The organism is Ruegeria sp. CE12 (genome assembly GCF_056537525.1).
In genome coordinates this window covers 423,161-436,929 of sequence record NZ_JBQFRS010000002.1, presented here as the reverse complement: position 1 = coordinate 436,929, position 13,769 = coordinate 423,161, and the positions used below count along the sequence as shown (strand labels likewise).

Here is a 13,769-nt window from a genome sequence, read left to right as displayed (position 1 = left end):
TTCAGGTCCCGCAGAACGTCGCATGTACCACTTCGCTCTCTGTTGGTGGGCGGGTCAAGTCTGCATTCTTCGGCTGATCGAGATATGGCGTTGCCAGTACCGAACCCAGCCTGTGGAAGGGCTCATAGTCGCCTTTCACAGCAGCCTGGATCATCTGTTCGACCCGGTGGTTGCGCGGGATAAAGGCGGGATTGGCTGCTTTCATGACCCTCTGCGGTGTCTCTTCACGCTGCAGTCGCACGCGCCAACCCTCGGCCCAATCGTCAAAGGCTGTAGGGTCGGTGAATTGATCCCGTGCCTTGTCGCTGCCCAGCGCACGGAAGGTGTTAGTGAAATCCGCATGGTTCTGCGCCATCCGGGTGAGGAGATCAGACAGCAAGTCCAGATCGCCCTCGTCCTCTGTTGCCAAACCGATCTTGGCACGGAATCTCATCATCCAGTTTTCCTGCAACTGTGCTGGCATCGCATGAACGATCTCGGTCGCTTCCTCAACAGTGGCTTCTTTGTCTTCCATCTGCTGGATCAGCGCCGTAGCCAGTTGTGCGACATTCCACACCGCGATTTCAGGCTGACTGGAATAGGCATAGCGCCCCATGCGGTCGATCGAGCTATAGACCGTGTTGGGATGATATGTGTCCATGAACGCGCAGGGACCATAGTCAATGGTCTCACCAGCGATCGAGCAATTGTCGGTATTCATAACCCCATGGATGAAACCCACGCTCATCCATTGCGCAATAAGGCTTGCCTGCGCATCCCTTACTGCGCGCAGCAATCCCATGGGCCCTTCCGCCTCGGGATAATGGCGGGCAATGGCGTATTCAGTAAGCCGCCGCAGACTGTCCAGCTGCCCTCGCGCGGCAAACACCTGAAATGTACCCACGCGCAGATGGCTCTGCGCCACGCGGGTCAGCACTGCACCGGGCATTGGTCCCTCACGCAGGACAACCTCGCCGGTTTCAACAGCCGCCAGCGCACGGGTGGTCGGGATGCCCAGCGCGTGCATCGCCTCGGACACGACGTATTCGCGCAACACAGGCCCCAGCCAGGCGCGTCCATCTCCTTGTCTGGAGTAAGGGGTACGGCCTGACCCCTTCAGCTGTATGTCCCGCCGGATACCATCGGTGCCTACCGTCTCTCCCAGCAATACGGCACGCCCATCCCCCAGCTGAGGGTTATAGTGCCCGAACTGATGCCCGGAATAGAGCTGCGCCAAAGGCTCTGCCCCATCAGGCACAGAGTTTCCTGCAAAGGCCTCGGCCATTTCTTTCACGTCTCCGGCCGAGATCCCCAGTATTCTGGCGAGATCTTCATTGAAGGCGATCAGATGCGGCGCACGTACAGGCTCGGGGGCCTGTCGGGAATAAAAGGTGTCCGGCAGCCGGGCGTAACTGTTGTCGAAGGGGATCGTCAGGGTCATGTCGCAAACATATGGCCTGTGCTGACGATTGCCATAGCGGATCGTCCTGTCCCGTGCATAATCGCGCGAAAATACAAGAGGATCCCAATGACAGCGCAAGACATCATCGACCACCTCGGCCTGCAACAACATCCCGAGGGTGGCTGGTTCAAGGAAACATGGAGAGCCGACAATGAAGGCCGTGCCACCGGCACATGTATTTATTTCCTGCTGCGGGAGGGAGAAAGCAGCCACTGGCACCGTGTCGATGCGACTGAGATCTGGCTGTATCACTCTGGCGCACCGCTGATCTTGTCTCTCAGTGAAACCGATCAGGGGCCGGCCACCGAACATCTGTTGTCTCCGGACCTGTCTCAGGGTGCCCCCCAATTGATTGTCCCCAAAGGACATTGGCAAGCCGCCCGCACCACCGGCGACTACACGCTGGTCAGCTGCACGGTGTCCCCCGGGTTCGAATTCGATGGTTTCGAACTGGCAGAGCCCGATTTCGACATCCCGCGCGGTTAGACCCTAGCGCCCGCGACAAGGGCTTGATCCATTTCACTGGACATCTAATGTCACGTTATGGATCACCGCGCCCTGATAGCCTCGCTGCCACCGGAAGCCAAAGACCAGCTGCAACAACGCTCGGATATAGCCGGGCTGAAGCATCTGGTGCTTTACTTCACTGCAATAGCGGTGATCAGCACTGGAATTCTGATGCAGGTCCCCCTTTGGCCTCTGCTCATCCTGCCGCAAGGCATCCTGTTGGTGTTTCTGTTCACGCTCAGCCACGAATGCACTCACAAGACGCCGTTTAAGTCGGGCTGGCTGAATGAGGCAGTCGGGCACCTTATCTCAGTTCCGATCGCCCTGCCCTTTGTGTGGTTCCGGTATTTCCACCTCGCGCACCACAAATGGACAAACGATCCAGAGCGCGACCCCGAGCTTGGTGGAAAACCGCGCCCCGACAGCTGGGGCTGTCTGTTGATCTACCTGAGCGGCTGGTTCTACTGGAGCGGAATGGCAAAAGTGTTGGTGATGAACGCACTGGGTCGTATCGACGCCCCCTATCTGCCAGCACGCCAGCATGGCGCGATGAAGACTGAAGCCCGCATTCTCCTCGGCATTTATGCGCTTGCCGCCCTGAGCCTGTTCTTTTCACCAGCACTTTTCTGGGTCTGGCTGTTGCCCGTTCTCGTCGCGCAACCGGTATTGCGCATCTATCTGTTGGCTGAACACGGGCTCTGCCCGCCAGTGGCAAATATGCTCGAAAACTCCCGAACTACTTTTACCAACCGGATCGTCCGTTTTCTGGCCTGGAACATGCCCTACCATGCCGAGCATCATTCCTTTCCGAACGTCCCGTTCCATCAGCTTCCGGTGTTCCATGAATGGACACAGAAACACCTGAAGTCGACATCAGACGGATATACTGAATTTTCTGCAGACTATGCGCGATCGATCACGCGTTAAGCACTGCTGACTGCTCCTCGCATCGGGGCAGAAACAACACCGCCCCCCACCAGCGCCTGCACACCCGTCGTTCCCGGGCAAGAGGTCGGCATCCCGCGCGCAACCCGGACGGCGAGATAGGCAAAGGCCTGCGCCTCCAGCATGTCACCATCCAGCCCGACGGCCTCAACAGGCTCAACCGGGCAATCCAACGAGACACGCAGCATCTCCATCAGAACCGGATTGTGTCGTCCGCCGCCCGTGACCAAAACCCGTGCGGGCGGTTTCGGGCAGTGTTCCATTCCCTGTGCAACGCCAGCCGCACACATCCCGGTCAGCGTCGCAACTGCATCCGCATCGCTGAGTTCCTTCACCAGACCAATCATTTCGGCAAAGTCATTGCGGTCCAGCGATTTCGGCGGCATCCGGGCAAAGAACGGTTCAGCCAGAAACAACTCCAGCGCTCCGGTCTCGACCGTGCCTCCGCGGGCAACAGCGCCATCCCGATCCATCGGTTTGCCCAAGCGTGCCTGCATCAGATCATCTACCGGCGCATTTGCAGGCCCGGTATCAAAGGCCAATAATGCCCCCGGCATTTCCGGACCATCAAAGGACGGGTCCACATAAGTCAGATTCCCGACACCACCCAGATTCAGAAAGCAGATTGGTGTGTCGGCACCGATCCATTTGGCACAGGCGAAGTGAAAAAACGGCGCCAGGGGTGCACCCTCGCCCCCCATGGCAACGTCATCACTACGGAAATCCCAAACCACCGGCAAACCCAGCGCCTGCGACAATCCGATGCCGTCACCTACCTGCAGCGTCCCCCGACCACGCGGCTCATGTGCCAGCGTCTGACCATGAAAGCCAATCAGGTCCACATCTTCGAATTCGGACAGAACATCTGCGTGAGCATGGGTGACCAATTCACTGGCCTTTTCCACCTCTGCCCCGTGCCACTGCCCAAGCGCGCCACGCAGCATTGTACGCTCCTCATCAGAATACGCCCGATACCGCGACTCTCCGAAGCCAAAGATGGACTGCCCGTCTGTTTCGACCACAGCGGCATCCACACCGTCCAGCGAGGTGCCTGACATCGCACCCAGAGCCTTGATCGCCCCAACCCGTTTGATGGCTTGCTTCACCACGTTCTCTCCTGCTTGGCTGCGTATGGCTCTTGCAATACGGCGTGTTCACCCTGCCCGCGATTGCAAATGCAAGGCAAGGCGCATGAATACCGGGGAATGTGTTTTTTGTGCGGAGAGGCCCAAGTCCAACACCTGAAAATGGGCCTGCGCTTCGGCACACCAAACTCGAAAACCCCGTGATCGTTGCAACAAGTTAATAAATCGGCAAGCATTCTGCTCACACAGATCGTTCAACTAAGTCATAGCTGGCCCGGAGCAGACGGTATCGTGCGGGCTTGGATCAAACGGTAGATGGCCCATTGATAAATGGCACAGACGCAAACGCCTAAGGTAAGCCCCCCGGCAGAGGGCAGAAACTATCAGCTGATCTTCTGGTCTGGTGCGCTGGCCACGATCGGTGGGCAACTGGTCAATCCGACACTCGTTCTGCCCTTTCTCTACCTTGCGCTGGGGGCGCCAACCTTCTTTGCCGGGCTCTTGCTTCCCTTTGTCACCGGGTCGCGATTGATCGCCGAAATCTTCATGTCGCCCTTCATCAACCGCGCCACCCGCGCAAAGCTGGCCGTCTATGTTCCCAACATCCTGACTGGCGCGGTACTGGCGATGGTCGCCCTTTTCGCGACCGATCTGCCCAATGTCATGATCGTTCTTTTGTTCCTGACAACAGCAGTGGTCATGGGGTTATGCCAGGGTATCACCAGCCTGGGCACCAGTCAGATCTATGGGATCTCGATCCCCGACGCCAAGCGCAACCGCATGGTGTTCGCCCAGGCCACCATCTCGGGAATTCTGGCCATCATTGTGGTCTGGATTACCAAAGATCTTTTGGTATCAGACCAACCGATGCAACGTCACATCGTCGTCATGTGGTGCGGCGTGACAGCAATGTTTGCTGCAGGCATCAGCTTTGCCGGCGTACGCATATTCGAGGAAGAGAGACTTCACCCTGCCCCCAAGGTGAAAAAACCGAAGCCGATGGCCGAGCTTGTCACCGGCTTCAAAACAGGCATGGCCTACAGATGGTATCGCAAATTCCTGTTCGCGCGCTTGCTGTTTGTCTCGGTTGAACTCGCCATGCCCTTCTACACGATCCACGCAGCAACTTTCCACGTGGGCACGAAACACTCGCTCAGCTATTTTGTAATCGGTGCCAGCGCGGGCGTTGTGATCGGATCGATTGTCTGGGGTTGGCTTAGTGGGCGTATCTCGGTCAAACCCGTGATGTGGCTGGGTTGTCTGATTTCTGCACTTTCGGCCATCATCGCACTGGGATTCACCTTCACCGGCTACGCCCAAAACGTCTGGCTGTATGCGCTGGTCATCATGCTTTTGTCGCTGGGCGGCAACGGTGTGATCTATGGCCGCTACCTCTACATCATCGAAAAGACCAACGAAAAGGAACGCCCCTATCTTGTTGCTCTGGGAGATGTCAGTGCCGGGGTTGTCGGCATGGTATTCGCCGCGATCCTTGGTGCGGTGGCGCATTTTCACGACCCGGTCACACCGCTCATTGTCCTTGCGGCTCTCAACCTGATCGCAATGTTTTATGCCTTTGGTCTACCGCCTACCAAAACTGCGGGTGCAACAACGCAGCAATAAGGTCATTTTTCATGGAAAAGGTGCCTTTTCCTTACCCACAGCGCCGCCTATACAGTGCCCCGCAACATTAACCCGAGGCACGACATGACCTACCACCCCAAATCGGATTTCATCGCCACGATGATCGAGCGCGGCTTTCTCGCCGACTGCACCGATTATCAGGGCCTTGATGAGGCACTGATCAGCGGGGTGCAAACAGCCTATATCGGGTATGACGCCACGGCGCAGTCACTGCACGTGGGTCACCTGATGAACATCATGGTCCTGCGCTGGTTGCAGAAGACCGGCCACAAACCGATCACCCTGATGGGCGGTGGCACCACTAAGGTGGGAGACCCCTCGTTCCGCTCTGATGAACGCCCACTGCTGGGCCCTGAACAGATCGACGCCAATATTGCAGGCATGAAGCAGGTCTTCGCCAAGTACCTGTCCTATGACGACAGTGAAACCGGCGCTCTGATGCTGAATAATGCCGAATGGCTGGACAGCTTGAACTACCTGGATTTTCTGCGCGACATCGGGCGGCATTTCTCGGTCAACCGGATGCTGAGCTTTGAATCCGTGAAATCGCGGCTGGATCGTGAACAATCGCTGAGCTTTCTCGAGTTCAACTACATGATCCTGCAGGCCTATGACTTCCTCGAGCTGAACCGCCGCTATGGCTGCGTTCTGCAGATGGGCGGTTCAGACCAGTGGGGCAATATCGTCAACGGCATCGACCTGACCCGCCGGGTGCTGGATCACGAGATCTATGGCCTGACCACGCCCCTTCTGACCACCAGCGACGGCCGCAAGATGGGCAAATCGCAGGGCGGCGCGGTATGGCTGAACGGCGATATGCTGTCGGCCTACGAGTTCTGGCAGTTCTGGCGCAACACCACCGATGCGGATGTGGGCCGGTTCCTGAAGATCTTCACCGAACTGCCTGTCGAAGAATGCGACCGGATGGGCGCTCTGGCCGGGTCCGAGATCAACGAGGCCAAAATCCGCCTCGCAAACGAAGTCACCACCCTGCTGCACGGAGCCGAAGCCGCTGCGACTGCCGAAGCGACAGCGCGCGAAGTATTTGAAAAAGGTGGTGTCGGAGGCGATCTGCCCACACTGACCCTCAGCGCGGATGAACTGGGTGACGGCATGTCGATCGTGCAGATCATCGTGAAGTCCGGTCTGGCCAAATCCGGCAAGGAGGCCAAGCGCCTGATCGCCGAAAACGGCGCCAAGCTGGACGACGCGCCCCTGACCGATACCGGTCTAATGATTGATGCCGACGCGCTGTCCTCACCCATCAAGCTAAGCGCGGGTAAAAAGCGCCACGCATTGGTTCAGTTGGGGTAAACAGCCCCAGTCAGAGCGTCGAAATAGACGGCCACCCATCGGGGTGGCCGTTTTCAATTGAGGGCTCGACCCATTTGGATGCGTTGAATGCTCAGTTTGCAAACACAGCGGCCATTCGTTGCGTATTCCGCACTGCGCCAGACGAAGGCTGGCGATGCGAAGAAATCGGACTTTGCAGAATATCGTGGATTGAACACAGCCGCCGACCAACACCGGCAGATTGCTTTTACAGATCTTCGAGGTTGTAGATGGCGAAATCACTGAAGTAGCGCGACAACACCCCAAGCGCTGAAAAAAGGCTGCTTCCGATCCTGGAGCAAACTAGTCATGCCCGTCTCGGGTTAATGGTGGCAGGGTCGCCAAAACCAAACCCTAAACATAATAGAATCAGATACATGCGAAAATACATTAACCCCCAAGCGTGTTTTTGTAGATAACACCATCCTTCATAATAATTAGAAAGTTTGTCTCCGGGTCGACCAGCAAGTTGATGTCCTCAACTGGGTCACCGTCCACCAATATCAAATCCGCGTATGCTCCCGCTTCAATCACACCTAGTGGTCCCTGCTGGTAGGGATTTCGCGGTCCCGACATCTCCAATAGCTTTGCAGTGTTGAAAGTGGCCTGTTGCAATACTTCTGCACCTGACCACCAGCGGCCTCGGCGTTCGAACTCAAGGTTCTGCATCGCCATAAGCTCAGGGGCTCCAAACAAGTCAACACCGAACGCAATCGGAAGGTCGTACTTTTTGATCAACGCAACATAGTTTTCGACATTGTCGCGCAGTGGCGCGCCCTTCTCGATGGTCGCGGGATCGCCTGCGGCCAACATATTCTCGTCCGGCGTGAAGATTAGAAACTGCGGATTGAGTATGGCCCCGGCATCGCGAATGGCACGGATGGTCTCTTCCTCAAAAATCATGTTGCCATGATCGATGCTCTTTACCCCGCCCTTGAGCGCCCGGATGACAGACTCATCAGTGTAGGCATGAACTATGACATAGGTGTTCCAGTCCTCAGCGGCCTCAACCGCAGCGCGGATTTCTTCGGGGCTGTAGTGGGTTGTGTCCAATGGATCATAGGGAGTGGAGTTGCCTCCACCCAGGCTGATTTTGATCTGAGTGGCCCCGAGGCGCAGCACCTCTCGGGTGGCTGCCCGCACCTCAGATACGCCGTCAGCGATGAACGACCATTCGCGCTCAAAGGCAGTTCGCTCAGTGCGCTGACGGTGATGGGTGTCATTGTACAGACGAAAGTCAAAGTGACCGGATGTCTGGCCGATCCAGTGACCTGAACTAAAGATTCGTGGCCCGGGAACGATACCTTCGTCAATCGCCTTCGCGATACCGTAGGACGGGCCACCCGCGTCCCGCAATGTCGTGAAGCCCCGCATCAACATGCGTTCCGCTTCTCGCGTGACCAGGGCGCCCGTGTATGACCAGTGAAGGTTATACGCCAAGGCCAAGGGAGAGGTCGGCAGCATGATGTGGTTGTGGCCGTCTATCAGACCGGGGATCAAAGTCCGCCCTTGGCCGTCTATGACAACAGCACCATTCGGCTCGATTGGATCGGTCGACACCTTGGCAATCAAATTGCCCTCGACAAGGACATTGGCGTTCTCAATGACCGCCGCGTTTACACTGTCAAAAACGTCTACATCGACAAACAGCGTTCGCGGCAGTTCGTCTTGCGCCGCCACTCCGAAAGCCAAAAGGAACGACAGTGTAGCGGATAGAATTGCGCGTACTACAACGACGGTCATTGCTTAAACCCATTCGAATATGTGCGATCACGATCCAGAATTGCGTGCAAGGTAGTCTAAGTCAACGCAACCACGCGTTTCAGAGCGTCAGTTCGCGGCCACGCAGTCGACTTCTAAAGCGGAAACTACTTGGGACAGGGCTCAATCTCCGCAAGCTGCTTAACCCACTTGTCGAAATAACCCATTGAGAAAGTTGGCAACAACCTCACCGGCATGTTTGGATAACCAACAGATCAGCCTAGAAAAACACATTCGTTTTGTGTGATACTTCAGTCAAAGTCAAAGTGGGCGATGCATCTGGATGACATCTTTCCTGCTGACGAGCCAAAACGGAACTGGAGATTGCAGTGAGTGGTGATGAAAGCAAGCCCATCCCAGCGCATGTGGAACTAGACCCTGATCATGAAGATGCCATCGTTCGATGGTGTAACCGCATGATCCGCCACGGGGTCAGAGCTTTGTCCGTTCTCATGCTCGGCATCATTCTACTAGCCATCATTGATGCCGGTTTCACAACATTTCTGAAGTTGATGGAACCGCCTGTATATATCCTAGAGGTCAGTGACCTTCTCGCGGTTTTCAGTGCTGTGTTGGTCGTACTCATTGCGATAGAGATTTATACAAATATCACTCTCTATCTGACCGCCGACGTCATCCACATCAAGCTAGTTGTCGCGACAGCCTTGATGGCGGTAGCTCGAAAGATCATCACGCTCGATGACAAAAATTTGGAACCTCAGTACTTTCTTGGTTACGCAGCAATCGGCCTTGCATTGGGCATAACGTATTGGCTTATCGCTAGAAAACCGTAAGTCGAAACTTCCAGTGTCCACAATTCTGGGCACCGTCGTCTTTCACATAGCGACATTGAATCTTCAGTCCGCGCGCTCGGCAACTTGCTGTGTGAGCAAGACAATAGTGGATGTTGAAGTCTCACTAAGGGCTGAGAACAGGCATTCCATGACTTCCCCCTTCACCAGATGACTGGACAGCAACAGGCTCTTCCGATTATTTGAACACATGTTCATATTACGGGAAGAGGAGCCCGCCATGCAATTGTCCACCACTGCCGCCATTATCACAGGCGGCGCGTCGGGTTTGGGAGAAGCCACCGCCCGTTACTTTGCCGAAAATGGTGCGCAGGTCACGATCCTGGACCGTGATGCCGAGCGTGGCGCGCAGGTTGCGGCTGAGATTGGTGGGCATTTTGCACAGACGGACGTAACCGACGAGGCGTCCGTTGCTGCAGCCATCGCTCTGGCAGTCGAAAAAATGGGCAAGATTACTGCGGCAGTAAACTGCGCCGGCATCGCCTATGGCATCAAAACCGTTGGCAAGGATGGCCCCCACCCTTTGGACGCTTTCCAGCGCACAATCGACATCAATCTTGTCGGTACGTTCAACGTATCCCGCCTTGCCTCGGCCGAAATGGCCAAGAACGACCCGGAGTCAGACGGCGCGCGCGGTGTGATCATCAACACGGCGTCGATTGCAGCCTTTGACGGCCAAAAGGGTCAGGCCGCTTATGCCGCGTCCAAAGGCGGTGTAGTCGGTATGACCCTGCCCATGTCGCGTGACCTTGCCTCCAGCGGTATCAGGGTGATGACCATTGCGCCGGGTATCTTCATGACCCCGATGCTGGCCGGTCTGCCGGAAGAGGTGCAGCAGCAACTGGCGGCTGATGTGCCCAATCCGCCTCGTCTGGGTGATCCGCGCGAATACGGGCGGCTGGCAGGGTTCATTGTCGAGATGGGATATCTGAACGGCGAGGTCATCCGCATCGACGGCGCGCTGCGGATGCGCTAGGTCTGCCTCATGAGCGAGCGGCAGAAAATGCAGTCCGGCCATTGGTACAATTGCATGGACCCCGAATTAGAAGACCTGCGCATGCAGGCCCGACGCGCGGTCCATGCCCATAATCACACCGTACCGGATTTGCGCGGTCCGCTTGCACCTGAGTTAAAGTCCCTGTTTGCCGAAACTGGTGAAGGCTGTTTGCTCGAAGCCCCGTTTCACTGCGCCTACGGCCTGAACATTCACTTGGGTGAGCGGGTGTATTTCAACGCTGGGTGCACCATTCTCGACACCGCGCCTGTTCGGATCGGCAGTGACACAATGTTCGGCCCCGGCGTCCAGATCTACTGTGCCCAACATGCGCAGGATCCGATTGAACGCGCACAAGGTCTTGAGATCGCCCTACCCGTAACCATCGGTCAAAGTGTCTGGATCGGCGGAGGTGCGATCATTCTTCCCGGAGTGACGATTGGCGACAATACCACGATCGGTGCAGGCAGTGTTGTGACCAAAGACATCGCCGACGGCGTCACCGTCGTCGGCAATCCGGCGCGCCCGATCACCTGAACGCTCTCATTTGGCTTGAGCCGAGGATTGTACAAACCGGATAAGGTGGCGTTCGGACCTTGTACAAATCCTAAGATCCTGCCTCGGCTTTTTCTTCCAGCAACAGCCATTCTTCCTCTGCAGCAGACAGTTTTTCCTGCCGTTCGACCAGCGCATCTGTGGCCTTCTGGAACTTGATCGGTTCCCGCGAAAACAACTCGGGGTCCGACATCAGCTCTTCCAGTTTGGCGATCTCTGCTTCAAGCCTTGAAATCTCGGACGGCAGTTTTTCCAATCGGTGCTTTTCGGAAAAGGACAACCCGGATTTCGGCTTTGCCTCCTGCTTGACCTTAGGCTTGTTGATCTTTGTTTTTTCTTCCTTTTTGGCAGTAACATCGCCACGTTGGGCGATATAGTCTGACCATCCACCTGCATAAACGGTGGCCTGACCGTTTCCTTCCATCGCAATCGTTGTCGTCGCGACTCGGTCCAGGAAATCCCGGTCGTGGCTCACCAGCAGAACTGTCCCGTCAAAATCGTCCAGCAATTCCTGCAGCAGGTCCAGTGTTTCAACGTCCAGATCGTTTGTCGGTTCGTCCAGCACCAGCAGATTCGATGATTTCGCCATCAGTTTGGCAAGCAGCAATCGCGCTTTTTCCCCACCAGACAAGGACTTAACAGCCGCTCTTGCCTGCTGATCATCGAACAGGAATTCCTTGAGATACCCCACAACGTGCTTGGGCTGACCGCGAACCATCACCTGATCGGCCTTACCTGACACCCGCATTTCGGGGTCTCCGGTCAGACTGTCCCAAAGGCTCATCTCGGGATCCAGTTGAGCGCGGGTCTGATCAAAGACAGCGACTTCAAGATTGGTACCCAATGTCACCGTCCCTTCATCAGGATCGGTCTGGCCCAGCAGCATTTTCAGCAGCGTAGTTTTTCCAACTCCGTTCGGACCGACAAAGGCCACGCGATCACCGCGTTGCACCAACAAATCAAAGTTTCGGACAACCGGCTTGCCATCAAATGACTTGGATAACCCTTTGGCTTCGATGACCTTTTTACCGGATTTCGGGCCAGATTCCAAAGACATCGCTGCCGAACCCTGCCGCTTGATCTGCGATGCGCGCTCTGCGCGCAAGGCCTGAAGGGCACGAACACGGCCTTGATTACGTTTGCGGCGAGCGCTGATACCTTCGACCGCCCAACGCGCTTCGGATTTTATCAGGCGATTCAGCTTGTGCCGCTTCTGATCTTCTTCTTCCCAGATCTTATCGCGCCATGCTTCGAACGACTCAAATCCCTGTTCCTGACGACGCACTTCACCGCGATCGACCCACAAAGTCGCCCGGGTCAATGCCCGCAGAAACGCCCGGTCGTGAGAAATCAGCACAAAGGCCGCACGTGTCGCGCCAAGTTCCCGCTCCAACCACGCAATCGCCTCGATATCCAGATGGTTGGTGGGCTCGTCCAGCAGCATCAGGTCAGGTGCTTCGGCCATCAGCTTAGCCAGCGCCGCGCGCCGGCGTTCACCACCCGAGGCGGTCTCAACAGCGCGGGACGGATCAAATTTCAGGCCCTCACCCGCGCGTTCGACCTTATAAAGTTCACCTGGCTCCAACCCGCTTGAAGCGTAGTCACCCAGTGTGGCGAACCCCTCCATCCCCGGGTCCTGCTCCATGTATCCAACGGATTTCCCCGGAGGAATCACGATATCGCCCTGATCCGGCTCGACCAGACCGGCCATCACTTTCATCAGGGTGGACTTGCCTGATCCGTTTCGCCCGACCAGCGCAACACGGTCACCGGGTTGGACCACCAGATCGACATCCGAAAATACCGGATCACCCCCGAAAGTCAGGGAAATGCCGGACATCTGCAACAAAGGAATTCTCGCCATGCCAGCCAGCTAAACCGGCATGATCAGGGCGTCAACGCCCCTGCCCGACCTTTTTCGGATTACACCGCCATTGCACGCAGCAACCTTTTGCGTGCCGGGGGAATGGCCCCAATCTCGAGCCCGGTAAACACATGCAGCGTATTCATGTGCCGATCCACGACCGCATGGTCGCTGACCCACCCACCCATCAGCAAGTAGGTACGCAACAAGGGCGGCATACGCAGCATCGCCTTTTTCGCATCGGGTCGGCGACGAAGCCGGGAAGCAAAACGAAATACATCCGGTGCTTTCACGCGAGGCAACCATCGCTTTGGTGCAAGATGCCGATGTTTGAGCATAGCGAAAGCATCAAGGTACTCCTCGGTCTCAGTCCCGGCAAAAGACGAGCAGCCGAACAGCATCTTGACCCCGTTTCGGTCCACAAAGGCCGTCATCGCACCCCACGCAACACGCAGGATATCCGGATCGGACCAATCTGGGTGAATGCAGAATCGGCCCATCTCGACCATGCGACCGCTGAATTCCCCTAATGCTGATAAATCATAGTATTGGGATGAGTAGCTTCGACCAATCTCGCTCCCATTTTCCATCGTCAACATGCGAAAACAGCAGACCAGTTGACCACCGCACCGCATATCCTCAATCAGAACATGGGCACAGATGTTGTCAAAGTCGTCCCAATCGGTCTGCTCGGTGGCAAAGGCCAGCGTTCGCAACGCTTGCGCAGCCGTCACGTCCGGCGCCGACTGCGCCAACCGGGCACGATAGCGCCCTTTGTTCAGCAACACTGCACTGGCCATGGTCGCATCCTCCGCGGTTGCATACCCTT

12 protein-coding genes are annotated in these 13,769 nt (G+C 56.5%); 7 read left to right on the top strand and 5 right to left on the bottom strand.

Annotated features, from left to right (window positions below):
• Position 1 precedes the first annotated feature (1 nt).
• Positions 2 to 1,420 (bottom strand): protein adenylyltransferase SelO, encoded by a 1,419-nt coding sequence (locus ACR0IO_RS06965; RefSeq protein WP_480740354.1) that lies wholly within the window; start codon positions 1,418 to 1,420, stop codon positions 2 to 4.
• Between the two features lie 87 nt (positions 1,421 to 1,507).
• Here ACR0IO_RS06965 and ACR0IO_RS06960 point away from each other — a divergent pair, with 87 nt between their 5' ends.
• Together ACR0IO_RS06960 and ACR0IO_RS06955 are read left to right on the top strand one after the other, a co-directional pair.
• Positions 1,508 to 1,927 carry a cupin domain-containing protein gene (locus ACR0IO_RS06960; protein WP_480740352.1) on the top strand — a complete coding sequence of 140 codons (420 nt, stop codon included), beginning with the start codon at positions 1,508 to 1,510 and terminating at the stop codon, positions 1,925 to 1,927.
• 57 nt (positions 1,928 to 1,984) lie between these two features.
• Positions 1,985 to 2,875: a fatty acid desaturase gene (locus tag ACR0IO_RS06955; protein WP_480740349.1), complete on the top strand. Its 891-nt coding sequence runs from the start codon at positions 1,985 to 1,987 to the stop codon at positions 2,873 to 2,875.
• Here the strand turns inward: ACR0IO_RS06955 and ACR0IO_RS06950 are convergent.
• Complete coding sequence (locus ACR0IO_RS06950; RefSeq protein WP_480740854.1) at positions 2,872 to 3,951, bottom strand: anhydro-N-acetylmuramic acid kinase; 1,080 nt, start codon at positions 3,949 to 3,951, stop codon at positions 2,872 to 2,874. The genes ACR0IO_RS06955 and ACR0IO_RS06950 overlap by 4 nt on opposite strands.
• A 357-nt stretch (positions 3,952 to 4,308) precedes the next feature.
• On the opposite strand from ACR0IO_RS06950, the gene ACR0IO_RS06945 reads away from it, so the two are divergent.
• Positions 4,309 to 5,601: an MFS transporter gene (locus ACR0IO_RS06945; RefSeq protein WP_480740346.1), complete on the top strand. Its 1,293-nt coding sequence runs from the start codon at positions 4,309 to 4,311 to the stop codon at positions 5,599 to 5,601.
• A gap of 84 nt (positions 5,602 to 5,685) precedes the next feature.
• Positions 5,686 to 6,936: a tyrosine--tRNA ligase gene (tyrS, locus tag ACR0IO_RS06940; protein ID WP_480740344.1), complete on the top strand. Its 1,251-nt coding sequence runs from the start codon at positions 5,686 to 5,688 to the stop codon at positions 6,934 to 6,936.
• Between the two features lie 408 nt (positions 6,937 to 7,344).
• Here tyrS and ACR0IO_RS06935 read toward each other — a convergent pair whose 3' ends face one another.
• Positions 7,345 to 8,697 (bottom strand): metal-dependent hydrolase family protein, encoded by a 1,353-nt coding sequence (locus ACR0IO_RS06935; RefSeq protein ID WP_480740341.1) that lies wholly within the window; start codon positions 8,695 to 8,697, stop codon positions 7,345 to 7,347.
• 347 nt (positions 8,698 to 9,044) lie between these two features.
• Here ACR0IO_RS06935 and ACR0IO_RS06930 point away from each other — a divergent pair, with 347 nt between their 5' ends.
• The 3 genes from ACR0IO_RS06930 (at position 9,045) to ACR0IO_RS06920 (ending at position 11,058) form a co-directional block, all read left to right on the top strand.
• Positions 9,045 to 9,509 (top strand): phosphate-starvation-inducible PsiE family protein, encoded by a 465-nt coding sequence (locus ACR0IO_RS06930; RefSeq protein ID WP_480740339.1) that lies wholly within the window; start codon positions 9,045 to 9,047, stop codon positions 9,507 to 9,509.
• Positions 9,510 to 9,747: 238 nt separating this feature from the next.
• The gene (locus ACR0IO_RS06925) at positions 9,748 to 10,503 is read left to right on the top strand and encodes a 3-hydroxyacyl-CoA dehydrogenase (protein WP_480740337.1); all 756 of its coding nucleotides are present in this window, start codon (positions 9,748 to 9,750) and stop codon (positions 10,501 to 10,503) included.
• Between the two features lie 9 nt (positions 10,504 to 10,512).
• Positions 10,513 to 11,058 (top strand): sugar O-acetyltransferase, encoded by a 546-nt coding sequence (locus ACR0IO_RS06920; RefSeq protein ID WP_480740335.1) that lies wholly within the window; start codon positions 10,513 to 10,515, stop codon positions 11,056 to 11,058.
• 70 nt (positions 11,059 to 11,128) lie between these two features.
• On the opposite strand, the gene ACR0IO_RS06915 is transcribed toward ACR0IO_RS06920, so the two are convergent.
• Both ACR0IO_RS06915 and ACR0IO_RS06910 read right to left on the bottom strand, forming a co-directional pair.
• Positions 11,129 to 12,940, bottom strand: coding sequence for an ABC-F family ATP-binding cassette domain-containing protein (locus ACR0IO_RS06915; RefSeq protein ID WP_480740333.1), 1,812 nt, complete (start codon positions 12,938 to 12,940; stop codon positions 11,129 to 11,131).
• Between the two features lie 59 nt (positions 12,941 to 12,999).
• Positions 13,000 to 13,740: a GNAT family N-acetyltransferase gene (locus ACR0IO_RS06910; protein ID WP_480740331.1), complete on the bottom strand. Its 741-nt coding sequence runs from the start codon at positions 13,738 to 13,740 to the stop codon at positions 13,000 to 13,002.
• Positions 13,741 to 13,769: the final 29 nt, after the last annotated feature.